Below are 22,161 nucleotides of genomic sequence, written 5' to 3' on the forward strand. Positions count from 1 at the left end.
CGAATCTCATGGGCACAAGAACTGTCCGGCTGGATGAAGACGCCGAGCGCACTCTGGATCGGGTGAGAACCATGACCGGTTTGTCCATTTCGGAGGCGTTGAAACAAGGTCTGAGCGCCTACGAAAACGACATCCTGGAACAGGCGCAGCGCAAACCCTACGCGATTTTCCGTCAGCTCGATTTGGGTGCTGGCGGTTACGCCCTTGCGCCCGCGCGGGACGCCAAGTCGGCGATAGCGGAGGTCATGCGCCGGAAACATGCGCGATGATTCTTGTGGATACCGGGCCATTGGTCGCGCTATTTGATCCGAGGGATGGCGACCACGACCGGTGCGTCAAGCGCCTGGCCGTCATCGAAGAACCGCTGTGTACGACGATCCCGGTGCTGACCGAAGCGTTCCATCTCCTCAATCCCGGTAGCATCGGCTCTCAGCGGTTGATGGACTTCATCGCCGCTGGCGGGCTGGGGGTGCGCGATCTCGACTCGGCAGGATTGCAGCGGGCTTTTACGCTGATGGTTCGTTACGCTGATCATCCGATGGATTTGGCTGATGCCAGCCTGGTGGTTCTGGCCGAAACGCTCAAGCTCCGCAAGGTGTTTACCCTCGACCGTAACGATTTCACCACCTATCGCATTCAGCATGGACACCGCCAGGTGATGTTTGATCTCATCACCCCCAACCCGGTAGGCTGAGCCGGAACCCCGATCATCGAACATACCTCACCCCCGAAGTGTCGCCGATTCCGTGCCGCTCAGGCGTAAACCGGTTTTCTTGAGAATCTGGGTGCTGTAGAGGATGGCGCGGTGGCGGCAGGCATCGCCTAAAACGTCGGCGATGCAATCCGCTTTGGCAGCGACTTCCTCGCGGCTGGCCCCGTGCGCCATCGCAAACAGGTTATACGGCCAATCCGGCAGATGGCGCGGGCGGCGATAACAATGGGTGACGAACTCCAGCGCCCCAATCTGTTCGCCCAGCGCGTCCACCGCATCATCCGGCACATCCCAAACGGTCATGCCGTTGGCGGCGTAGCCGATGCGGTAATGGTTCGGCACGACGCCAATGCGGCGAATCGCCCCGGCATCCAGCAAGCTTTGCAACCCAGCAATCACCGTCGCCGCATCGCTGCCCAATTGCGCAGCCAGCGCGTGATAGGGTTGCAAAGTGAGCGGTAATCCGGCCTGGGTGGCGAGAATCAGCGGGCGCAGTTTTGCCATAACAACTCCCCTCATCCCTTGGGGGAGAGGGGTTGGGGGTGAGGGCGTTTGCACAGCCACCGACCGCGCCCCAACCGTAAACCGCGCTTCAATAAAATACTCCCGCTCCTTGGGAAAGTTGAACACCGGCAAGCCGGTCGCCGCCGCAATGCGCTCGACGGTTTCCTGCATCTGGGCGGGGGTTTCGGTCGCCAGCACGAACCACATATTGAAAGCATGGTTGCGGCGGTAATTGTGAGCGACTTCCGGGAAGGCATTGACGAGGGTAGTAATGCGCTCGAAATCCGCTTCCGGCGCTTGCACCGCCGCCAGCGAAAAGGCGCCGCCCAGCCGTTCGATTTGATACAGCGGCCCGAAGCGGGTCAGGGTGCCGTCTGCCAGCAAATCCCGTAGCGCGGCCAGCACCGCCTCCTCGTCAGAATCCAGCCGTTCGGCCACCACGGCAAACGGCCGCCCGACCAGCGGAAAACCGCCTTGCCATTCATCGATCAGGCGGCGCTTCAGCTCGTTCATGCCACGGCCTCAAAGCGAGCGGCCCGCCGGTTCTCCGTCTGGTTGGGCAAAGTAACCGCAGGCAGATACCAGGCTCCGCGCTGGCGGAAACACCGGCTGCTGAATAGCGCGGCGTGCGGGTAATTTTGCAAACGATGTTCGGCGCACAGGGTGTCAATCCGCGCCAGCACCTCGTCCCGCTCGCGGCCGTGCATCATACAAAACAGGTTATAGGGCCAATCCGGCAGCCGTCGGGGACGGCGATAACAGAGATTAACCCCGGATTCCGCTGCTAATAGCCTACCGACCGTGCTCACTCCCGTATCGGGAATGTCCCACACCACCATCGCGTTGGCGCGGTAGCCCAGTTCCCGATGGCGAACGATGACGCCCAGCCGCTTGACCAGACCGTGCTCCAGCCAACCGCGCAGCGTGTCGATCACCCGTCGCTCGCTCAAACCCACCGCATCCGCCAGCGCCTGATACGGTCGGCTGAGCAGCGGCAAACCCGGTTGCAGCGCGGTCAGCAGGCTTCGGTCGAGAGCGCTTAATTCGAGGGTCGGCAGCCGGTCGGTCGCTGCGGTGGGGGAGATTGAGCGCTTATGTCCGCCGCCATGCCGCAAATCAAACGCGAGGTCGATATGGAATGCTTCCAGCAGCGGTAAATCGAGCAGCGGCAAGCCGGTTTGTTCCTCAATGTCGCTCAGGATTTCCTGCAAGCGGGCCGAGGATACCGCAGTCAACACGAACCAGAGATTGAAGTCATGGTCGCGCTGATAGTTATGATTGACTTCGGGATAGTCGTTGACCCGTCGCGCCACCGCTTCTAACTGCGTCGGCGGAACCGCCAGCGCCGCCAGTGTGCTGACGCCGAGCTTGCGCGTGGCGAACACCGCGCCGACCCGACTGATTTTGCCGTCTTCCTGCCAGCGCCGCAGGGCCGCCAACACCTCGGTTTCGCTCCGTCCCAACTGCCCGGCGATAATGCGAAACGGCTCCGGCGTCAGCGGAAAATCGCGCTGGAAACCGTTGAGCAAGTCGAGATCGGCGGCGTCCATCTCAAAAGCCGATGCGCTGGGCGCGGGCGGTGAAGAAAATCCCGCTGGGACTTTCTACGGCTAATTCAGCGATTTTGGCGAAGCTGGCGGTATCGTAGATCACCACCTTGTTATCGTCGCGGGCCGAAATCCACACCGCTTCGCCGCGCGGGGTAAATTCCAGATGCAACACCGCTTTACCCGGCTCCAGGGTCTGGACGATTTGGCCGGTAAAAGTGTCGATCACCTGCACATAGCCGTTATCGGGAAAAGCGAAATTGACCCACACCTGCCGACCGTCGGGCCGAGCGACCACGAACACCGGCTGACCCCGCACCGCAATCCGGCCAGTTTCCTTCCAGTTGATCGTGTCCGTGACCAGCACTTCATGCCGACCGATAGCGGGCAGATACGCCTGATGGCCCGCCACCGCCCAGCCGCGCAGATGCGGCATTTTGTAAACCGGCAGCTTTTCCTCGCCCTTGCCATAGTGAGCGAGGATGCGCTGGACGCCCTGCTGTGGCTGCCAGGTGTCCAGCAGTGCAATACCGTCTTCACCGAATAAACCGGCGAGATAGTGGCGACCGTTCGGCGTCACCAGGGCATCGTAGGGGGATTTACCGATGTGGCTGAATTTCTCAACCTTCGGCGCTTTCGAATCGCGGACATCGGCAATCCATATTTGATCGGCGTCGAACAGCGAATAGATGAAGCGGTCGCCCGGTAAATCGGCAATACCGACCACTTTCGACAGCTTGCCATCGCCATACGCGGCGGGAATATCGGCCACCAAGTCCAGCGTATCGGCGGCGAATACCTTGAGGCCGCCCGGCTCGTAATTGGCCACCGCCACCAGTCGCCCATCCTGGGAAATCGCTCCACCGATGCTGTTGCCGCCCTGCACGATGCGCTTGTCCAGTGTGCCGCGCAAAATATCCACCTTGCTCAAGCCGCCGTCGCGCCCGAACACGTAGGCGTAACGCTGGTCGCGGGAGAACACCACCGAGGCGTGGGACAAATCGCCCAAGCCTTCCACCCGCTGCACGATGCTGTTACCGCTGGTGCTGACGATGACAACGCGCCCCGCGCCCCGCTCGACGATGACGCCGAGATCACCCGTGCCGCGCAAAACCGGTTCAGCACTCCAGGCCAGCAGCGGCCAGACCAGGAAGAACCAGCCCCAGTCTGAGAATCTTGGTAGCGTCATTTGGCTTCCTCCGGGAAACCGCGCAACAGTTGCGCCACAATCCAATCGGCTTCGGCCTCGCTCATAAACGGCTGCCACGGCGGCATGGCGGTGCCGGGCCGACCCAGCAGAATGGTGTATTTCAAACTGGCGGCAGGCTTATCGCGCAACGTGTCGGGGAGCAGCGCCGGACCTAAACCGCCGCGCAGGGTGAGACCATGACAGGAACCGCAATCCTGCCGCACCATGCGGATGAGTTCGCGGCTACGTTTCGGCGCAGGGGTGGGCGAGTCCTGGGCGATGGCCGCTGTGCTGAAGCCCAGACTTGTCAGCCACAGAATCAGCAGATGAATTTTCACGGTCTATAGCGGGTGCTTAGTTGTGCTCTCACCCTGACCCTCTCCCAGCGGGAGAGGGAATGAGGGCACACGTTGCGGTAACTTACTTGGCCATCCCTAGAATCCACGTCACCAAGGCCGTCATATCCGCATCCGGCACCGTGGGATTCGGTGGCATCGGCACCTGTCCCCACACGCCCACACCACCGGCTTTCACTTTAGCCGCCAGCTTGGCGGGCGCATCGGCCTGACCTTTGTACTTGGCGGCCACTTCCTGATAGGCTGGGCCAATCACCTTTTTATCGGTCTGATGACAGGCCAGGCAATTGTATTTCTTGGCTAATTCTTCGCTCGCCTGGGCGGCGGGCGCGACCAACAACGCAAGCGTAAGCGCACTTAAGCATCTAAGTTTCACGAGGATTCCCCTTCTTGCTCAATAAACGTCATGTTGGGTGTTATAAACATTGAACTTGCCGGTCGGCGTGATCAGCTTCGGGTCTTTGATGACTGTTTTCAGTTTGCGGGTCTTGTCGTCCACCACCACGATGGCCGATTCCTTATCCTTGGCGCTCCACACCGAGAACCAGACCTCATCACCCGCCTTGTTGTATTCCGGCTGCACTACCCGCTTGGCGCCTTCACCCAGACCGGCCCACTCAGCAATCGGGATCACTTCGTAAGGTTTGTCGATATCCTTGATATTCCACACCGCGACCGATTGGCTGATTTTCGGATCGGGATTGAGCGCGGTATCGACCCACAGATTGCCGGACTTTGAATGGGTCTTGATGAACAGTGAGCCACCGCCTTGCCCTTTCAAGGTGCGCACGACTTTCCAGGCGTTGTCCTTGTGCTTCTCCGGGTCGGTGCCGATCAGCGAAATCGATTCATCGCCCAGATGGCCAGTCGCCCACACTGGGCCGAATTGCGGATCGACAAAGTTGGCACCGCGTCCCGGATGCGGGGTCTTGCCGACATCGACCAGGGCCGCCAGTTTATTTTCCTTGGTGTCCACCACCGCGATCTTGTTGGAGGCATTGGCGGCCACCAGGAAATAACGGCCGGTGCTATCGAAACCGCCATCATGTAGGAACTTGGCGCCTTCAATGGTCGTGGTTTTGAGATTATTCAGGTCTTCGTAATTGACCATCATGATCTTGCCAGTTTCCTTGGCGTTGACCACGAACTCAGGGTGGAAATGGGAGGCGACAATCGAGGCTACCCGCGGCTCCGGGTGGTACTCATTATCAACGGTGGTGCCGCGGGTCGAGACGATTTTCAGCGGTTTGAGGGTGTCGCCTTCCATGATCACGTACTGCGGCGGCCAGTAAGAACCGGCGATGGCGTACTTGTCCTCATAGCCCTTGTACTTGGAGGTTTCCACCGAGCGGGCTTCCAGACCAATCTTGATTTCCGCGACCGTCTCCGGTTTTTCCATCCACAGGTCGATCAGGTTGATGCGGGCGTCCCGACCGATCACGTACAGATAGCGGCCGGAGGCGGACAGGCGGGAGATATGTACCGCGTAGCCGGTCGGAATGATGTTGATGATTTTCTTGGTATCGCCGTCGATCAGCGCAATCTGACCCGAATCGCGCAAGGTCACGGAGACTACATTCTCAATGTTATAGTGATTCATCTTCTTGGTGGGGCGCTTATCGGCCGGAACCACCAGCTTCCAGGTCGCTTCCATTTCCTTGAGGCCAAATTCTGGCGGTGTGGGCGGTTCCTGTTGAATGTAACGCGCCATCAAATCGACTTCTTCGTCAGTCAGCTCCCCGGAGGTTCCCCAATTGGGCATCCCAGCGGGTGAGCCATATTTGATGAAGGTCTTGAGATATTCAGTACCGGTAGCGAGCGTTTTGTCGGTGGTCAGCGGCTTGCCGGTCGCACCCTTACGCAGCACCCCGTGGCAACCGGCGCAGCGCTGGAAGTAGATTTGCTTGCCCCTGTCAAACTCCACTTCCTTCATGGCGGGCGCTTTAGGGTCCACATTCTGATGCATCGGCTCGTTGGCCATGGGTGAGCCACCCGCCTGATACTTCACTTCAGCTTCAGAAACGCCTTTTTTGGCGGCGGGGGTTTCCGCCAACGCGAGGCTGATGGCGAATGGTAAGGCAGACAGCACAACGACAGCGTGTTTTAGTTTTCTATGCATTTTTGGCATGGTTCGCTCTCCAGGCGACCTCGGATCAGCCGAGTGGCAGTGGTTGTTTACATACCGTTTAAGTACGACAATCGGGCCTGCCATACCTTGATTTACATCAAGCTTTCGATAATAGCTTTAAATAAAGTGTGGCAATAAAGGGCTATTGAGTGCTAAGACACGAAGTGGAAAATTTGTGAGCAAGCAACTGAATATCACAAGACTACTTGCTGATCTGCCGCTGTTTCAGCAGTTACGCGATAGCGAAATCGCTCAACTGGCGATGGAGAGTCGCGAGATCAAACTGAGCAAAGGGCAGATTTTGTTTCAGAAGGGTGATTTGTTAGAGGGGTTTTACGTGGTGGTCGAAGGCCAGATCAAGCTGGCTTTCTCTTCACCCCAGGGACAGGAAAAGGTGGTCTCCATCGTCGGCCCCGGCGGCAGTTTCGGCGAGGCGGTCATGTTCATGGAAAAACCGTGTCCGGTCTTTACCCAGGCGCTGGAGGATTCTCATCTGCTGTACATTGCCAAAAGAGGTATTTTTACAGCCATCGAACATGACAGCGTTTTTGCCCGCCGCATGTTGGCCGGGCTGAGTATGCGCTTGCATGGGCTGATCCAGGACGTGGAGGATTATTCCCTGCATTCCTCCACCCAGCGCGTGATCGGTTTTCTGCTCCAGTTGGCGGATAAGCCAACCAAGGGCCATGCAACGTTTGAATTGCCCGCCAGTAAGCAGGTGATCGCCTCGCGGTTGAATTTGACGCCGGAAACCTTTTCGAGAATCCTGCACAGCCTGAGTCAAGCCGGGTTGATCACGGTAAAAGGCAAGCGGATTACCGTACCGGATATCACCCGACTGAGCCGCTTTGATCACGCGCCGCCGCCGTGCGCCAAAAATGCCCAGGCACCGCTTAGCGAGGCTCAAACGCCTCTCGAATAAGCTGCTGCATGATCTGATCCCAGCGCTGACGCGGTTGTCGCTGCCAGTATCTGGCATCCGACCGACAATCGAATTTTTGCTGGTAAATCGCCAGGGCGGCCACGATTGTCGCCAGGCCTAGCGCCAACTCCGCCCGTGGAATGCCCGCGAACGGCAGCACCAGGAGCGACAAAAACACCAAGGCAATGATCCAGCCCCAGGGAATGAATAGGAAATAACGGATATCGAACTGCCTGCCGTTGCGCTGAACAATGACGCGCATCGGCCAGTCATCCTGGGTGATATAAGCGCGCCGCCGTGCTTCCAGACGGGTTCCGTTCTCGGCGACAATAAAAAAATTGTTGACTAAGAGAGCGTTGCGGAATTTCTTGAGTTGAGCGTCGCCACCTTGCACGGTCGCCTGCGTCATACGTCCCAAATGCTGGATCGTCGGTTCAATCGTCATCGTTCAGTCGCCCACCGTAATGACCACCTTGCCGGTGGATTTGCGGGAGACGACTTGATGCAACGCATCGACTGCTTCCTCCAGCGGATAAATCTCCGACACATAAGGCTGGATGGCGCCGGCTAAATACCAGTCCAGCAAAATCCGAAAGCTTTCCGTCATCACTGTTGGATGACGTTCCGCGTAAGCGGGCCAGTTGAGGCCGATCACATCCACGTTCTTGACCAGCAAATGGTTGGCAGGAATTTGCGGCACCGTGCCACCGGCGAAGCCGATCACCAGTATCCGCCCCTCGAAAGCGATAGCACGCAAGGAAGCGTTGAACAACTCACCGCCGACCGGATCGTAAATCACATCGGCACCGCGTTCTTCGGTCAGTTCCTTGATGCGCAAACGAATATCGTCATGGCTGGTGTTAATGAGATGATCGGCACCGTGCTGGCGGGCGATGTCCAGTTTTTCCGGGCTGCTGGCGGTGGCGATGACCGTCGCGCCCAGTTGCTTGCCGATGGCGACCGCCGTCAGGCCAACGCCGCCGGATGCGCCATGCACGACCAGCGTTTCCCCAGCTTGGAGCCGCGCCCGATGCCATAAGGCAATGTGGGACGTACCAAACACCACCGGAAACGCTGCGCCGTGCTGGTAAGGCATGGCTGGCGGGATGGCGACGCAACGATTGACATTGACAACAGCCTGCTCCGCGTAACCGCCGTGCAGAGTCAGTGCGATGACCCGATCACCCACCGCAAACTCGGTGACGCCCTCGCCGAGTTCTAAAACGTCGCCAGCCACCTCAAAGCCGGGGCTGAAGGGCGGTTCTGGTTGGACTTGATATTGTCCGCGTGTGATCAGGCTATCGGCGAAGTTGACGCCGCAGGCCCGCACCCGTAGCCGTACTTGGCCGGCTGCCGGGCTTGGCTCTGGAATATCTTCCAACCGCAAGGCGGCCGGGCCGTTCAGTTCATGGCAAACGATGGCTTTCATCGAACATCAACTCTGGTTTGAAACATCCCATTTCTTTCATGCCGTTTCGCCCGGTCATGGGCGTGGATCGAAACATTGAGCATTGTAGCTGAGGGTAGGTTAGGGCGGGAAATCGCAAGCTGGTTCGCCAATTTTTTGACTCGTATGACTGGTTACTGGCTTGTCCCTGCCTGATTTCGCTCATTAATTTCATTTAAGAGAATGATAAATATCGTAAATTTTTATTGTCTTTGAAATGGTACGTTTTTTGAAAAGCCTCGGTTATGAGACGGTGGTCGGTCCTCGAAAAGACCGAAGTATAGCTGCCGACATTGATAAACCATCCGCCACCCAGGGATTAACTCATCACCATGGCGCTTTTGTCGGTCTACTCGACACGAGGAAACTATCGCTTTGAGGTTGCCGAGGGCCGTTCTGTGCGTGAGGCCCTTGATCTCACCGATGTGCGGGTGCGCGCCGCGTGTGGCGGGACCGGTGTGTGCGGTGCGTGCGTGATCCGTCTCATTGGTGGAGACGTTTCGTCGCCGACGCCCGCTGAGTATCTCAAGTTAGGCCCGGAACAGCGGACGGCCGGTCATCGGCTTGCCTGTCAGTTACGGATCAAGGGGGATGCCGCCATTCGGCTTGAACGGCCCGCACGCTTTTCACCGTGGAAAAGTATCCCACCCGAAAATCTCCAGCCGCTCGTCGGTTGTCATCCCGATGTGCAATCTCAGCCCTTGGGCGTCGCGGTCGATCTGGGTACTACTCATATCCGCATCGCTGTCTTGGATCGTCAGCAAGGCCGATGTATCGCAACCCGTTACGGCCGTAACCCGCAAGGGGATTTCGGTGCTGATGTATTGAATCGGTTGGAAGCCGCGCGCGCGTGTCCCAAGCGGGCCGCGGAGCTGGCCAAGCTGGCACGCGGCGCCATCGTCCGCGCCGTGAGGGATATTCTGGCGCGTGATATCGGTGAGGTGACACCGATGCTGGCAGAGATCGGCCAGGTGTTGATCGTCGGCAATACCGCCATGCTCGCGCTGTTGACCGGTCACGGCAGCGACTTGTTACTTGACCCCGCGAATTGGCAGCAATCCATCGATTGCCGCCCGCATGATCTGGCCGCATGGCGCGCTCATTGGCCGTTTCCGCACGCGGAGATTTTGCCGGTCCAGCCGATAGGCGGCTTCGTCGGCTCCGATCTGCTGGCCGACGTGCGGGCCACCGGCTTGAGCGACGGGCCGGGCGGGGCACTGCTGCTCGATATCGGCACCAACACTGAGATTGCGTTGTGGGATGGCAAGATCTTGCACGTCACCTCGGTGGCCGGTGGGCCGGCGTTCGAAGGCACCGGCATCCGCCACGGAATGCCTGCCGAACCGGGGGCGATCTTTCGCATTCGGCAGGAAGCCGCAAGTTACCGCTGTGAAACCATCGCAGGTGAGCCAGCCAAGGGATTTTGTGGGTCAGGGTTGGTCGATGCGGTCGCTTTATTACTTGACCAGGGTGTGTTGAAACCTTCTGGGCGGTTCGCTGCGCCGGTGGCGACCGAAGGCTATCGGTTCGATCCGACAAATGGGCGCAGCGCGATCACCAGTGCCGATATCGATGCGTTTCAGCGTGCCAAAGCGGCGACCGCCGCTGCCATGAACCAACTGCTGGCACAGGCTGGGATGGGGTGGGGGGAGGTGCATCGACTGTGTGTCTGCGGGGCGTTTGGCCGGACGCTGGACATTGAACACGCCCAGTCGGTTGGTCTGCTGCCGTCGCTGCCGCATGGAGCCATCGAACTCCATGCCGATGCCGGTTTGGCCGGTTGTGAGCAGGCGTTACTTTCCCTCCAGGGTGCTGACTATTTCAATGAATTAATCGCAAAAACCCGGCTGGTCAACCTGTCGCGGGTCGCGGATTACGAAGATCGCTATATCGAACAGCTCCGCTTGCGGCCGATGGTTTCCGGGTCAACCGTGCTCTTATAGAAGCAATTAAGGATTTATCATGCTGAATTCATTTATTAAAGCTTACAACGAAGCGGTATTCGAAACCGATAAGGACGCGGCTTTTAGCGCAGTAAACGCCGCACTGACGGCCGGAATCAAGGCGGAGGATGTCGTCTTCAAAATCGTCATTCCAGCCGTTGAAGAGATGATGTCGAACATCAGTCAAGACCCGGACGCCAATTTAGCCCAGCATTTCATGACCGCGCAAATTGCGGCGGAAGTGACCGAGAAGATGCTGGAGAAATTCGACCATCCGCCGGACATCATCGGTCGGGTGGTCATCGGCACCGCGTATGGCGACCTGCATTCGCTCGGCAAGCGGATCGTCATGGGTTGCCTAAAAGCGCTGATGGTCGAAGCCACCGATCTGGGCGCCAATGTGTCGGCGGAACGCTTCGTCGACGAAGCCATTGCCCGCGATGCCCAGGTGATCGCGGTATCCGCCATGATGGTGCATACCGCCATCGGCGACAACGGAGCACGCAAGGTGCGCCGGATTCTCAAGGAACGCGGCCTTGAAGAGCGCATAAAGCTGATTGTCGGTGGAGCACCTTACCGCTATGACGCCGAACTTTTCCAGACGGTCGGCGCCGATGCCTGGGCACCGGATGGCGTCAATGCCGCGCGCACGATCATTCATCTTATCGAACAGGTAAAACACCATGAAGCCGTTGCAGATCTTTGAAGCCGCCCTCAACGGCACACCGGCGCCGCGTATTCCGATTTTTTGCAACCTCTTCGATCAGGGTGCGCGTGAGTTGGGTATGAGCCAAAAGAAGTATTACGCCAAGGGCGAACATGTCGCGGTTGGCCAACTGAAACTGCGGGCGCGCTACGGCTATGACAATGTTTGGAGTTTGTTCTACGTCGGTCGGGAAGCGGAGCTGCTCGGCTGCCGGGAAATCCTCTACACCGAAGATGGCCCGCCCAATGTGGCCGATTTCCCGATCACCTCTTACGACGACATCGCCAAGTTTGAAATCCCCGCTGATATCACCGCGCATCCGCTGTGGGCGGAAACCGCTCAATGCCTGAAAATCCTCCGACAAGAAGTGGGTGCGACGCATCCGATTTGCGCCTATATCACCGCATCGACCACATTGCCCGCGATGTTGATGGGCATGGACAAATGGTTGGAGCTGCTCTTGGCTGGACCGGTGGATGTGCGCGATGAGTTATTGCGCAAATGCAGCCTGTTCGTGCAGCAGCAGATCGCCGCCTATCGGGCAGCCGGCGCCAACGTCCTGGTTTATTCGACACCTTTTGGCACGACTGCATTTCTCGACCGCAAACGCTTTAACGCGATTGCACTGCCGTGGATGAAAACCGATCTGGCACCGGGCGGTGTCAGTAACATCGTCTATCTGTGCGGGATGGCGCCTTTCAATAACGTCATCACCCAAGTCATGAATGAATTGGCAATCCCCGTTTATTACATCAGCCCGATGGCCGATCTCGCCGAGGCTAAAGCCCTGATCGGTGAGCGGGCGCTCACTTGTGGGGTAATTGACGATATCAAAATGATCCGCTGGCGGCCCGATCAGGTTCGGGCCGAAGTGCGGCGCCTGTGCGAGATCGGGATGGCCGGGCAGCATTTTTTGTTCGGCACGGCCCTGATGCCCCTGGTCGTGCCGGAGGCAGCGATTCGGGCGATGCTGGACGCCGCTTTCGAGCACGGGACCTATCGATGAAAACCGGCGATAACAGACCTATAACGGTCGCGGCTCAGCCGAGGCAGCCCCTGGTCATGGTGGGTTGCGGTATTCTCCATAAGGAAGTGAATTATCTGATCGAGCAAAACGGTTGGTTTGTTGAAACCCAATTTCTCGATTCGGCCCTGCACAATTACTTGAACAAACTCTCGGAACGGTTACATGAGGCGTTGGTCGCCAACAGGGAACAGGGCCGTGAAACCGTGGTGTTTTACGGCTGCTGCCATCCGCGCATGGAGGCTATTCTCAAGCATCATCATACCCTGCGGACTCGAGGCCAGAACTGCATCGCCATGCTGCTGGGCTACGAGCGGTTCATGGCGGCGCTCGAACAAGGTGCGTATTTTCTGCTGGAGGATTGGGCGCTGACCTGGGAGCCGATGATCACCCAGTGTTTTGGACATAACCTGAGTGTGGTGCGCGAAATCTTTCATACCAGTCATAAGTCGATGATCGCTATCCGCACGCCGTGCTCCGGGGATTTTACTGCCGCCGCCAGGGCCGCCGCCGCTTTTGTCGATCTGCCGCTGATTTGGATGGATGTGGACCTCTCTCACCTTGAAGCGGTGTTGGCCAGCGCGATCTTCCTCAAACAGAACCCGGCGGAGCGGTGCCGTGAATGCGACTCCTACTGAGCTTGTCAACCTGCAAACGGAGCGTTTGCAAAGTCGGGTGCGGCATCTTGCCGAGGAGAAAGCCTATCTGCAATTGATCATGCGCCTGATTGAGCAGCTCAATCCGCGTCCCGGCCTGCCGGATATGATCAGGAACATGCTTCACAGCATCATGGAAGCGCTTGGCGGTACCGACATCAAACTCTGGTACTGGATTGAGCACGAGGTGCGTCACGCCAGTTTTCTTGGCGAAAGCGGCTTCGTGGCGGAAATCAATGACCCACTGGCCGTTCAGGTGGTTAGCCAGCGGGTTTTCATTGAGCGGCGCGGTACTCCCGGTCAGACGTTGCTGCGTGATGGCGGGACGCCGGATTCCTGGACCTGGTGCTTTCCGTTGCTGGTCGAGCCGGATTTGATCGGTGTTATTAAGCTGGAAAATATTTATCTCAGCAGCCGACCATTGCGCAATTATTTGCCGATTTTTTTCAGTCATGCCGCTCTACTGCTGAGCAATGAAATTCGCAATTACCTGCGTCAGCGGGCGCAAGCCGCCTTACGGGAAAAAACCGAGGAACTCAACAATTATTTCAACGGCGCGCTTGATCTGTTTTGTATCGCGGATACCGATGGGTATTTCCACAAGCTAAACCCTGCCTGGGAAGAAATACTGGGTTATCAGGTCGCTGATTTGGAGGGTAAACGGTTCCTTGATTTGGTCCACCCGGAAGACCTGGCCGCGACACTGGGTACCCTGGCAACGCTAGCGGCTCAGCAGCCCGTGTTGAATTTCGTCAATCGATATCGCCACCGCAACGGCGCGTGGCGTTGGATTGAATGGCGTTCGCAAGCCAAAGGGCCGCTGATCTTTGCCGCCGCGCGCGATATCACCGAAAAAAAATTCGCCGAAGACGCGCTGCGCCTTGCCGCGAGCGTGTTTGCCAACAGCCAGGAAGGGATTGTCATTACCGATAACACCAACCGGATTCTCGACGTTAACGCCGCATTCTGTCGGATTACCGGCTATGCCCGCGAGGAAGCGCTTGGCCGTAATCCCAAACTGCTTGGCTCTGGTCGCCAGGATGCGGCGTTCTACGAGACGATGTGGCACGCCATACGCGAGAAGGGCGCCTGGCGCGGGGAAATCTGGGATCGGCGCAAATCAGGCGAAATCTATCCAGAAATGCTGTCCATCGCGGCGGTGCCGAATGAGAAGGGCACTATAGAACATTACGTCGGCACATTCTTCGACATCAGCCACATCAAGGCGCACGAGGCCGAACTGGAGCGGATCGCCCATTACGATACCCTCACCGGCCTGCCCAATCGCCGCTTATTGGCCGACCGATTACAGCAGCAATTGGCTCATGCACGCCGCAGCGGCCACTCGCTGGCGATCTGCTATCTGGATCTGGACGGCTTCAAACCGGTCAATGATCGGCTGGGTCATGAAGCCGGTGATCAGTTGCTGATTGAAATCGGCCAGCGGCTGAAAAGCGCCTTACGGGTCGGTGATACGGTAGCCCGGCTTGGCGGGGATGAGTTTGTTTTGCTGTTGTGTGATCTGGCGCTGGAGGAGGAGTGCGTGCCCGTGCTGGAGCGGGTGTTGGCCGCCATCGCCATGCCGCTCTACCTGCAAGGGCAACAGGTGGCGGTATCCGCTAGTATCGGTGTCACCCTGTTTCCGCGTGATGATGCCAATCCAGATTTCCTGATGCGCCATGCCGATCACGCGATGTACCAGGCCAAGGGAGCCGGCAAGGGTCGGTTTCATCTGTTTGGCCCCACCGACAGCGAACCGGCAGAGAGCTAACTCACCAGTCGTTATCGGTTGCCGGGGAGCGCGGCACCGACGTCTTCGCATAGCAGACGTCGGTACCGAGGGAGACGCTAGATTCGCACGGGAGCCGTCGCTGCTGGATTCTGCGCTTCCTTATCGTGCTCGATTAGGGCATACGCGGAGTGGTTGTGAATGGATTCGAAATTTTCCGATTCCACCGAGTAAGCCGCCACCCGTTCATCTTCATTCAGCTTGGCGGCGACATCGCGCACCATGTCCTCGACAAATTTTGGGTTCTCGTAGGCGTGTTCGGTGACGTATTTCTCGTCCGGTCGCTTGAGCAGGCCGTAAAGCTGGCAAGAGGCTTCATTCTCAGCCAGATCAATCAGATCTTCGATCCAGATAAAGCCGCGCGTGCGCACGGTCAGGGTGACGTGGGAGCGTTGGTTATGCGCGCCGTACTTGGAGATTTTCTTCGAGCAAGGGCACAGGCTGGTGACCGGAACCACCACTTTCAGGTTCATCGCCGGCTTGCCGTCACGGATTTCCCCGATGAAAGTGACCTCGTAATCCATCAAGCTCTCAACGCCCGAAACAGGGGCCGCTTTGCTGATGAAGTAGGTGAAGGTCATTTCGATATGACCGGCTTCAGCTTCCAGGCGGCCGGTCATTTCAGACAGCATGTCCTGGAAAGAATCCACCGAAATTTCGCGGCCGGGAATATTAAGGATCTCCACGAAGCGCGACATGTGCGTGCCCTTGAAATTGTGGGGCAGATTAACGTACATGTTGAAGGTGGCGATGGTGTGCTGCTCGCCGCCGTTGCGGTCGCGGACTTTAACCGGGTGGCGAATCTCCTTGATGCCCACCTTGTTGATCGCCAATTGGCGAGTGTCGGCGCTGTTCTGTACATCGGGAATATGAACCACCGAGCACAGAGCGGCGGAATTCATTGTTGATGGTTTCATGCAATCCTCTCAGCAGCGCGCGGGGCGCGCCTTTGCTCAAGATCGGTTTCTTCACGCCGTTCCAGGCAGGCGCGACTCGTTCAAATCCACGGTTGGGATCAGTGATTGGACCGCTAATTCCCGATAATATCACTCGGATATTAAGTTTGGACAGCGGTTGACTGGATCAGCCCCCAGGTGGCGAGTTGGCGTAACACCGCCGCCGCATCTAAGCCGCATTCCGCCAACAATTCAGCGCGTTCACCCTGTTCAATAAACTGATCCGGCAGCCCGATGTTGCGCACCGGCGTATTGATGCCACGAGCCGCCAAGCACTCATTGACCGCGCTGCCAGCGCCGCCGGCTACCACATTTTCTTCCAGAGTCACCAAACAGCCATGCTCGGCCGCCAACGCCACGACGGTGGCTTCGTCGAGCGGCTTGATAAAGCGCATGTTGACGACGGTGGCATCCACTCGCTGCGCCACCGTTTCGGCGACTGACACCATGCTACCGAAGGCCAACAAGGCCAGATTTCGGCCGCGTCGCCGAATGTCAGCTTTGCCGACTGGCAGCGCCCGTAGCGTCTGCTCCAGCGGCACGCCCGGCCCTTTGCCGCGTGGATAGCGCACGGCGGCGGGTTGGGATAATTGGAAGCCGGTATAGAGCATCTGGCGGCATTCATTCTCATCGGCTGGCGCCATGACCACCAGGTTGGGAATGCAGCGTAGGAAGCTGTAATCGAAATTACCGGCGTGTGTCGGCCCGTCCGGCCCGACCAGCCCCGCTCGGTCAATGGCGAACAGTACCGGCAAATTTTGCAGGGCGACATCATGGATCAACTGATCGTAGGCGCGTTGCAGGAAGGTGGAGTAGATCGCCACCACCGGTTTAAGCCCGTCACAAGCCAGACCGGCAGCCAGCGTTACCGCGTGCTGCTCGGCGATGGCGACATCATAGTAGCGGTCGGGGAACCGATCCGAAAATTCCACCAGCCCAGAGCCTTCACGCATCGCCGGGGTAATGCCGATCAGCCGCTCGTCCTGTTCGGCCATGTCACACAGCCATTCGCCAAACACTTGGGTATAGGTCGGCCCGCCACTGGGAGAGGCCGGTTTGAGGCCGCAAATCGGATCGAACACGCCGACGCCGTGATAGCCGACCGGTTCATCTTCCGCCAATTTGTAGCCTTTACCCTTGCGGGTGACGACATGCAACAAACGGGGTCCGGTAAGCGCCCGCAGATTGCGCAGTGTCTGGACTAAAGTCGGCAAGTCATGGCCATCCACCGGGCCAAAATAGTTAAAGCCCAGTTCCTCGAAAAGGGTACCGACCGGTGCGAACATCCCCTTGACGTGTTCCTCGGCGCGGCGGGCGACTTCCAGTACCGGTGGTACATGGCTTAAGACCTTCTTGCCGCCTTCGCGCACGCTGGAAAAAAACCGGCTTGATAACAGAGTGGTGAGATGGGCCGACAGCGCGCCGACATTCGGTGAAATCGACATTTCGTTGTCGTTCAGCACCACCAAAAGATCGGTTTTCAGATGGCCCGCATGGTTGAGCGCCTCAAACGCCATACCGGCTGTCATGGCACCATCGCCAATGACAGCAACGACTTTGCGGTCTACTCCCGCCCGCTCGGCCGCGATGGCCATGCCCAGCGCCGCGCTCAGCGAGGTGCTGGAGTGCCCTACGCCGAACGTGTCATAGGTACTTTCCATCCGGCGGGGAAATCCGGCAATACCGTTTTTGCAGCGCAGAGTCCCCATGCGCATACGGCGTTCGGTCAGAATCTTATGCGGATAGGTCTGATGGCCTACATCCCAGACCAGCCGATCTTCCGGCGTGTTGAAGGCATAGTGCAAGGCGATAGTCAGTTCCACCGTGCCGAGGTTGGCGGCGAAATGGCCACCGGTTTTAGCGACACTCTGAATCAGGAATTCACGCAACTCATGCGCCAGTCCCGGCAGGCGGTTCTCAGGTAACGCCCGCAGGTCGTGGGGGTTGTTGATCTGTTCGAGCAACGGAAAAGCGGTTCCGGTCGTCATCGCGGCAAGGTCCGTACCGCCAAGCGGTATGAGCAGTGGGTGAGTAAGGGATTGCATGGACTCGTGGCCGGCACGGGAGCAGCCGGTTTCAATAAGCCCGCTCGACGATGTAATGGGCCAACCAGCGCAACGCCCCGGCTTCAGCGCCGAAGGATGCCAGGGAGGCCAGCGCGTCCTGACCGAGTGAACGGGCATGTTCGCGGGCGCCGTCCAGTCCCAGCAGCGCCGGATACGTCGGTTTGTCGAGTGCCCGATCTGCGCCGGTAGCCTTACCCAGGGTCGTGGGATCACCGATCACATCGAGAATGTCGTCGCGGATTTGAAAGGCCAAGCCAATACATTTGGCGTAGTGATCAAGCGGTTCTAGCTGCGTGGACTCCACTGTTGGGTGGCTAAGCGCCCCAAGCAGCACGCTGGCCCGGATCAAGGCACCGGTCTTGTGGATGTGCATGTTTTCCAGTTCGGCCAAGCTCAGTTCTCGCCCGACCGCGCCCAGATCGATGGCCTGACCGCCGACCATGCCTCTGGAGCCGGCTGCTTGCGCCAAGATGCCAAGCATCCGCAGACGGATTGTAGGGCTTTGGTTCATGGCCGCATCTTGGCAGAGGACCTGGAAGGCCAGCGCCTGTAAGGCATCACCGGCCAAAATTGCCAGTGCTTCACCGCACGCCTTGTGGCAGGTGGGTTGGCCATGGCGAAGATCGTCATTATCCATCGCCGGCAGGTCATCGTGAATCAGCGAATAGGCGTGGATGAACTCCACCGCGCAGGCGGGTCCGTCCAACGCTTCGAGTGTGGCGCCGACCGCCGTGCCAGCCGCATAGACGAGAATCGGCCGGATGCGCTTGCCGCCGCCCAGCACTGCGTAGCGCATGGCCTGGTGCAGATCGCCGGGATGGAGATCAGCGGCCGGTAATCGCTGGTCGAGCGCCTGCGCAACACGAACTCGGTACTGCTCGATCATAGTCTCGATCATGGGGCGCTAGACCGCCGTCTCGCCGAACGGAACGATGTGCGCCTGCCCGTTCCGTTCAATGAGTTGGTTCACTTTCTGCTCAGCGGCTTGCAGTGCGGTTTGACACGTTCGTACCAGGCTGATGCCTTGCTCGAATCGCTCCAGCGCTTCCTCCAGAGTCAGCTCGCCCTGTTCGAGTTGTCCGACCAGCGTTTCCAGTTCGGCCAGGGCGGCTTCGAAGGCAATGGGGGGACGTTTCTTAACGGTCATTCCTATGGGTCCGTTTTTAGAGGATGAGCTACGTTACCGCGTGGCCGGCAAACGGTCAATTTGCTGGTGGGAATCAGCTTCAATGGGATGCTGTTGTCGGGTGAGTGATGATTGTTGATGTTCAGGCCGGACCCGATAAACTGTCTAATGGCAGAATATTCTGCTTCACGTTGCCTAAAGCGAAGTCGATTCCGATGGTTATGTTTAGGGCGAGGCGCGATGCTGTGGGTTGAACTGCAACTCTTGTTGCTTCTGCTCGTCGCCAACGGTACGCCGATCTTGGCGGCTTCTGTTTTTCGAGGCTGGGGCGCCCACCCGCTGGATGGCGGTCGGCGGCTAGCCGATGGTCGGCGTTTACTGGGGGATTCGAAGACCTGGCGGGGGTTCGTTCTGGCCCCAGTGGTCACCGGCTTGGTTGCCCTGCCGCTGCCGTTACCGGTGAGCGTTGGCGCGACGGTGGGTGCTGGGGCAATGCTGGGCGATCTATTATCGAGCTTTTGCAAGCGGCGGTTGCACATGGCCTCCAGCAGCATGGCGCCAGGCTTGGATCAAATTCCAGAAGCTTTGTTGCCACTGTTACTGGTGGCTGATCGTTTAGCCTTGAGTTGGTCCGCCATCGGTTGGACCGTGGTCGGTTTCATCGTGCTCGAACTGATCTTGTCACCCATCTTCTTTTGGCTCGGTATTCGCAACCGGCCTTACTGAGTCGGTGCAACCCGTAGATGGTGCAAGGTGATTTCTGGAGGGCAGTTGAAGCGCACGCCAACCACCGAAGCGCCAGAACCGGTGGAGGTATAGCCCTGCATGGTGTGATAGCGCCAAGCGCCGCGACAGAACGCGCGTGGACAGTCAGCATTTGTCATCAGCGCGATGCCGCCGGGCAGACAGATTTGTCCACCATGGGTGTGGCCGCTCAGCATCAGATCAAAGCCGGCATGGGCTGCCAGGCGGTAGGTTTCCGGCGAATGCGACAGCAGGATGGAGACTTCTTCCGGTGGAATGTTCGCGGCGGCTTTATCGAAATTATCGACCTGATAATAATGCGGGTCATCGATCCCGGCCAGATGAATCCGTGCGCCGCCATGCTCCAAGGTGACCGCTTCATTGAGCAAGGTCGCAATCCCCAGCCTCTCAATCGCCGGCACCATCTGGATTGAGTCATGGTTACCGAGAATTGTGTAAATCGGGGCGCGCAAATGTGGCCGCACTTTTGCTAGCGCCGCGATGGCGGCATCGAACGGGCCGTAAGTCTTGGCCCGAAAATCACCGGTCATTACACACGCATCGTAATGGATCTGGCGCAAGCGCTCGATCAGCGCGGCGGGGTAGTCCTCATCCATATCCAGATGTAAGTCACTCAACTGCAACAACGTAAACCCATCAAACGCTTTGGGCAGATGAGGCAGGAAAACATCGTTGTGACGAATTTGAATAGCGGCGGCGTTGCGCAAGCCACGGCCATAGAGTCCCAAGGCTTTTAACGTCAGGCGGATGACGGTGTGGATCGAGTACCAGTTCTCGATATGAAAAAAGGTTCGACCGCGCCCGAAGATCTGGGTGGCGTGATCGGCTTCGATGCCAACCCGTTGCTGCCAGTGAACACGCCCCACCCGTTTTTCCAACCGTTTTAGATCGACGGTTTGTCGGTCCACCACGACCCCAATTTGCGAACGCGGAGTGCCTAATGTGGACGCAGAGGGTCCATGTTGAACGGGTATATGTGCCATGATGAGTCTCCATAAGGTCACATTTCATTTTGTTTGGCGAAAGCTGACTGTTCGCTGAACCAAATCAGCCAACCACTATCCTTATTCAAGATGCGTACCATTGGAGAGATTTGCAGGCTTAGAGTTGCATCAGACACACTGAAATGCTGCGCTTTACAAGCGTTGCTGCAATATCTCCGTGATTTCGACGTCATTTAAGAGTAATGGATTGGTTTTCATGCTGCCGCCGCGCGAGTTGGCGACGATGCGGGCGAAGTCGCCTTCCTCAATGCCATAACGGTTCAGACGGGGGAGCGCTAAGCGTTCGGTCCAATCATCCAGCAGGACCAGCAATGCAGCATGAGATTCCTCGGCAGTGGGGAAATGGCGTCCATACAGAAGGTCGCCGGCGCGGGCGTATTTGTGCCACGCTGGATGGTGAGGCTCTCGCTCTGTTAATGCGGCTAGATTGATCCGGGTGGCGGCGCCGACCAAAGTCCCGCAGACCACACCATGTGGGATCGGAAAAAAGGCACCGAGCGGTGAGGCCAGCCCATGCACCGATCCCAGTCCGGTTTGCGCCAGACAGATGCCGGACAGTAAGGCGGCATAAGCCATGTGCGCCCGGCCAGCCGGGGCGCCAGCGCCGCCGTCGTACCAGGCAAACAAGCCCTCACGCACGGCTCTCAATCCGCTTTCCGCCAGCGCGTCGGTCAGCGGATTGGCTTTGCTGGACACATAAGATTCTAGTAATTGGGTGAGGGCATCCATCGCGTTGGCGGCGATTTGCGCGGGTGGGCACGTCGCCAGCAAATCTGGATCGAGGAGGGCAACTTCCGGCACCAACAGATCGTGGCGGAACGATTTCTTAAAACCGTTGGCACCACGCACGCTCAGGACAGCATTTTTAGTCGCTTCGCTGCCAGTTCCGGCCGTGGTGGGCACCGCGATAAACGGCGTGGCGGGGCCGTGGTAGGGTTTTTCCGGCCCGACCCCTTCCAGATAGTCCAGTACTGAATCGCCGCTCGGCAACAGCCCTGCAATGGCTTTGGCGGCATCCAGCACGCTGCCACCGCCGATGCCGACGACGATCTGAATATCGTTACTGCTGTATTGTTGGACGGTTTGATCGACCTGTTGTGGCGAGGGTTCGTCGTCGATATGGGTGTGTTCCCAACCGATCCCCGCCTTGGCCAGTGCCGCTAGCAGGGTTGGCCAATGTGCTGAGCTGACGAAGGAATGTCGGCCGGTCACCAGTAAGACGCGGTTACCATATTGGGCGACCAGGCCGGGGAGTTTGGCAATCGAGCCGGCGCCAAATTCAATGCGTGGCAGGCGGGCGATGGCGAAGGTTGAGATCATG

Annotated in this window: 23 protein-coding genes; 9 read left to right on the plus strand and 14 right to left on the minus strand. The window is 58.3% G+C overall.

What is annotated here, in order from left to right:
- Positions 1-8: 8 nt before the first annotated feature.
- On the plus strand, positions 9-269 hold the full coding sequence (locus tag BN873_RS17465) for a ribbon-helix-helix protein, CopG family (RefSeq protein WP_048676720.1): 261 nt from the start codon (positions 9-11) through the stop codon (positions 267-269).
- Entirely contained in the window at positions 266-694 is a 429-nt protein-coding gene (locus tag BN873_RS17470) for a type II toxin-antitoxin system VapC family toxin (RefSeq protein ID WP_048676721.1), read from the plus strand. Before BN873_RS17465 ends, BN873_RS17470 begins: the two co-directional genes overlap by 4 nt.
- A 27-nt stretch (positions 695-721) precedes the next feature.
- On the opposite strand, the gene ahbB (BN873_RS17475) is transcribed toward BN873_RS17470, so the two are convergent.
- The 6 genes from ahbB (BN873_RS17475) to BN873_RS17500 all read right to left on the minus strand — a co-directional run bounded on the left by ahbB (BN873_RS17475) (position 722) and on the right by BN873_RS17500 (position 6,427).
- Positions 722-1,729 carry a siroheme decarboxylase subunit beta gene (gene ahbB, locus BN873_RS17475; protein WP_048676723.1) on the minus strand — a complete coding sequence of 336 codons (1,008 nt, stop codon included), beginning with the start codon at positions 1,727-1,729 and terminating at the stop codon, positions 722-724.
- Positions 1,726-2,766, minus strand: coding sequence for a siroheme decarboxylase subunit beta (gene ahbB / locus BN873_RS17480; RefSeq protein ID WP_048676724.1), 1,041 nt, complete (start codon positions 2,764-2,766; stop codon positions 1,726-1,728). Before ahbB (BN873_RS17480) ends, ahbB (BN873_RS17475) begins: the two co-directional genes overlap by 4 nt.
- A gap of 1 nt (position 2,767) precedes the next feature.
- On the minus strand, positions 2,768-3,952 hold the full coding sequence (locus tag BN873_RS17485) for a cytochrome D1 domain-containing protein (RefSeq protein WP_048676726.1): 1,185 nt from the start codon (positions 3,950-3,952) through the stop codon (positions 2,768-2,770).
- Positions 3,949-4,290 (minus strand): c-type cytochrome, encoded by a 342-nt coding sequence (locus BN873_RS17490; protein ID WP_048676728.1) that lies wholly within the window; start codon positions 4,288-4,290, stop codon positions 3,949-3,951. The genes BN873_RS17485 and BN873_RS17490 overlap by 4 nt, the downstream gene beginning before the upstream one ends.
- Before the next feature lie 82 nt (positions 4,291-4,372).
- On the minus strand, positions 4,373-4,684 hold the full coding sequence (locus BN873_RS17495) for a c-type cytochrome (protein ID WP_048676730.1): 312 nt from the start codon (positions 4,682-4,684) through the stop codon (positions 4,373-4,375).
- Positions 4,685-4,702: 18 nt separating this feature from the next.
- Positions 4,703-6,427: a cytochrome D1 domain-containing protein gene (locus BN873_RS17500; RefSeq protein ID WP_102047066.1), complete on the minus strand. Its 1,725-nt coding sequence runs from the start codon at positions 6,425-6,427 to the stop codon at positions 4,703-4,705.
- 184 nt (positions 6,428-6,611) lie between these two features.
- On the opposite strand from BN873_RS17500, the gene BN873_RS17505 reads away from it, so the two are divergent.
- Positions 6,612-7,358, plus strand: coding sequence for a Crp/Fnr family transcriptional regulator (locus BN873_RS17505; RefSeq protein WP_071244441.1), 747 nt, complete (start codon positions 6,612-6,614; stop codon positions 7,356-7,358).
- On the opposite strand, the gene BN873_RS17510 is transcribed toward BN873_RS17505, so the two are convergent.
- Complete coding sequence (locus tag BN873_RS17510) at positions 7,330-7,803, minus strand: hypothetical protein (protein WP_048676734.1); 474 nt, start codon at positions 7,801-7,803, stop codon at positions 7,330-7,332. The two genes, BN873_RS17505 and BN873_RS17510, sit on opposite strands and share 29 nt — an antisense overlap.
- Positions 7,804-7,806: 3 nt before the next feature.
- The gene (locus tag BN873_RS17515; RefSeq protein ID WP_048676736.1) at positions 7,807-8,787 is read right to left on the minus strand and encodes an NADPH:quinone oxidoreductase family protein; all 981 of its coding nucleotides are present in this window, start codon (positions 8,785-8,787) and stop codon (positions 7,807-7,809) included.
- 350 nt (positions 8,788-9,137) lie between these two features.
- On the opposite strand from BN873_RS17515, the gene BN873_RS17520 reads away from it, so the two are divergent.
- From BN873_RS17520 to BN873_RS18955, 5 genes are read left to right on the plus strand one after another with little or no spacing between them, the layout of a single operon-like run.
- Positions 9,138-10,748 carry an ASKHA domain-containing protein gene (locus BN873_RS17520; RefSeq protein WP_053085441.1) on the plus strand — a complete coding sequence of 537 codons (1,611 nt, stop codon included), beginning with the start codon at positions 9,138-9,140 and terminating at the stop codon, positions 10,746-10,748.
- A 19-nt stretch (positions 10,749-10,767) separates the two neighbouring features.
- On the plus strand, positions 10,768-11,454 hold the full coding sequence (locus BN873_RS17525) for a cobalamin B12-binding domain-containing protein (protein ID WP_048676737.1): 687 nt from the start codon (positions 10,768-10,770) through the stop codon (positions 11,452-11,454).
- Complete coding sequence (locus BN873_RS17530) at positions 11,432-12,460, plus strand: uroporphyrinogen decarboxylase family protein (RefSeq protein ID WP_048676739.1); 1,029 nt, start codon at positions 11,432-11,434, stop codon at positions 12,458-12,460. Before BN873_RS17525 ends, BN873_RS17530 begins: the two co-directional genes overlap by 23 nt.
- The gene (locus BN873_RS17535) at positions 12,457-13,116 is read left to right on the plus strand and encodes a DUF1638 domain-containing protein (RefSeq protein WP_048676741.1); all 660 of its coding nucleotides are present in this window, start codon (positions 12,457-12,459) and stop codon (positions 13,114-13,116) included. The genes BN873_RS17530 and BN873_RS17535 overlap by 4 nt, the downstream gene beginning before the upstream one ends.
- On the plus strand, positions 13,097-14,905 hold the full coding sequence (locus BN873_RS18955) for a GGDEF domain-containing protein (protein ID WP_053085442.1): 1,809 nt from the start codon (positions 13,097-13,099) through the stop codon (positions 14,903-14,905). The genes BN873_RS17535 and BN873_RS18955 overlap by 20 nt, the downstream gene beginning before the upstream one ends.
- A 77-nt stretch (positions 14,906-14,982) precedes the next feature.
- Here BN873_RS18955 and folE2 read toward each other — a convergent pair whose 3' ends face one another.
- The 4 genes from folE2 to BN873_RS17560 all read right to left on the minus strand — a co-directional run bounded on the left by folE2 (position 14,983) and on the right by BN873_RS17560 (position 19,092).
- Complete coding sequence (folE2, locus tag BN873_RS17545; protein ID WP_048676743.1) at positions 14,983-15,825, minus strand: GTP cyclohydrolase FolE2; 843 nt, start codon at positions 15,823-15,825, stop codon at positions 14,983-14,985.
- A gap of 155 nt (positions 15,826-15,980) precedes the next feature.
- Positions 15,981-17,867, minus strand: coding sequence for a 1-deoxy-D-xylulose-5-phosphate synthase (gene dxs, locus BN873_RS17550; RefSeq protein WP_048676745.1), 1,887 nt, complete (start codon positions 17,865-17,867; stop codon positions 15,981-15,983).
- Positions 17,868-17,955: 88 nt separating this feature from the next.
- Entirely contained in the window at positions 17,956-18,843 is an 888-nt protein-coding gene (ispA, locus tag BN873_RS17555) for a (2E,6E)-farnesyl diphosphate synthase (protein WP_048676747.1), read from the minus strand.
- Positions 18,844-18,849: 6 nt separating this feature from the next.
- Positions 18,850-19,092, minus strand: coding sequence for an exodeoxyribonuclease VII small subunit (locus BN873_RS17560; protein ID WP_048676749.1), 243 nt, complete (start codon positions 19,090-19,092; stop codon positions 18,850-18,852).
- A 219-nt stretch (positions 19,093-19,311) separates the two neighbouring features.
- On the opposite strand from BN873_RS17560, the gene BN873_RS17565 reads away from it, so the two are divergent.
- Entirely contained in the window at positions 19,312-19,797 is a 486-nt protein-coding gene (locus tag BN873_RS17565) for a CDP-archaeol synthase (RefSeq protein WP_171820517.1), read from the plus strand.
- On the opposite strand, the gene BN873_RS17570 is transcribed toward BN873_RS17565, so the two are convergent.
- Both BN873_RS17570 and BN873_RS17575 read right to left on the minus strand, forming a co-directional pair.
- A complete protein-coding gene (locus tag BN873_RS17570; protein ID WP_082161385.1) occupies positions 19,791-20,819 on the minus strand; it encodes a metallophosphoesterase in 1,029 nt (342 codons plus the stop codon). The genes BN873_RS17565 and BN873_RS17570 overlap by 7 nt on opposite strands.
- A 153-nt stretch (positions 20,820-20,972) precedes the next feature.
- Positions 20,973-22,160, minus strand: a complete 1,188-nt coding sequence (locus BN873_RS17575) for an iron-containing alcohol dehydrogenase (RefSeq protein WP_048676751.1) — start codon at positions 22,158-22,160, stop codon at positions 20,973-20,975.
- Between the last annotated feature and the right edge of the window lies 1 nt (position 22,161).

The organism is Candidatus Competibacter denitrificans Run_A_D11 (assembly GCF_001051235.1).
Taxonomy (GTDB): Bacteria; Pseudomonadota; Gammaproteobacteria; order Competibacterales; family Competibacteraceae; genus Competibacter_A; species Competibacter_A denitrificans.

Coding starts and splice junctions, on each gene's coding strand:
- BN873_RS17465 (WP_048676720.1), top strand. CDS start 9: ATGGGCACAAGAACTGTCCGGCTGGATGAAGACGCCGAGCGCACTCTG.
- BN873_RS17470 (WP_048676721.1), top strand. CDS start 266: ATGATTCTTGTGGATACCGGGCCATTGGTCGCGCTATTTGATCCGAGG.
- ahbB (WP_048676723.1), bottom strand. CDS start 1,729: ATGAACGAGCTGAAGCGCCGCCTGATCGATGAATGGCAAGGCGGTTTT.
- ahbB (WP_048676724.1), bottom strand. CDS start 2,766: ATGGACGCCGCCGATCTCGACTTGCTCAACGGTTTCCAGCGCGATTTT.
- BN873_RS17485 (WP_048676726.1), bottom strand. CDS start 3,952: ATGACGCTACCAAGATTCTCAGACTGGGGCTGGTTCTTCCTGGTCTGG.
- BN873_RS17500 (WP_102047066.1), bottom strand. CDS start 6,427: ATGCATAGAAAACTAAAACACGCTGTCGTTGTGCTGTCTGCCTTACCA.
- BN873_RS17510 (WP_048676734.1), bottom strand. CDS start 7,803: ATGACGATTGAACCGACGATCCAGCATTTGGGACGTATGACGCAGGCG.
- BN873_RS17515 (WP_048676736.1), bottom strand. CDS start 8,787: ATGAAAGCCATCGTTTGCCATGAACTGAACGGCCCGGCCGCCTTGCGG.
- BN873_RS17520 (WP_053085441.1), top strand. CDS start 9,138: ATGGCGCTTTTGTCGGTCTACTCGACACGAGGAAACTATCGCTTTGAG.
- BN873_RS17525 (WP_048676737.1), top strand. CDS start 10,768: ATGCTGAATTCATTTATTAAAGCTTACAACGAAGCGGTATTCGAAACC.
- BN873_RS17530 (WP_048676739.1), top strand. CDS start 11,432: ATGAAGCCGTTGCAGATCTTTGAAGCCGCCCTCAACGGCACACCGGCG.
- BN873_RS17535 (WP_048676741.1), top strand. CDS start 12,457: ATGAAAACCGGCGATAACAGACCTATAACGGTCGCGGCTCAGCCGAGG.
- folE2 (WP_048676743.1), bottom strand. CDS start 15,825: ATGAATTCCGCCGCTCTGTGCTCGGTGGTTCATATTCCCGATGTACAG.
- dxs (WP_048676745.1), bottom strand. CDS start 17,867: ATGACGACCGGAACCGCTTTTCCGTTGCTCGAACAGATCAACAACCCC.
- ispA (WP_048676747.1), bottom strand. CDS start 18,843: ATGATCGAGACTATGATCGAGCAGTACCGAGTTCGTGTTGCGCAGGCG.
- BN873_RS17560 (WP_048676749.1), bottom strand. CDS start 19,092: ATGACCGTTAAGAAACGTCCCCCCATTGCCTTCGAAGCCGCCCTGGCC.
- BN873_RS17565 (WP_171820517.1), top strand. CDS start 19,312: ATGCTGTGGGTTGAACTGCAACTCTTGTTGCTTCTGCTCGTCGCCAAC.
- BN873_RS17570 (WP_082161385.1), bottom strand. CDS start 20,819: ATGGCACATATACCCGTTCAACATGGACCCTCTGCGTCCACATTAGGC.
- BN873_RS17575 (WP_048676751.1), bottom strand. CDS start 22,160: ATGATCTCAACCTTCGCCATCGCCCGCCTGCCACGCATTGAATTTGGC.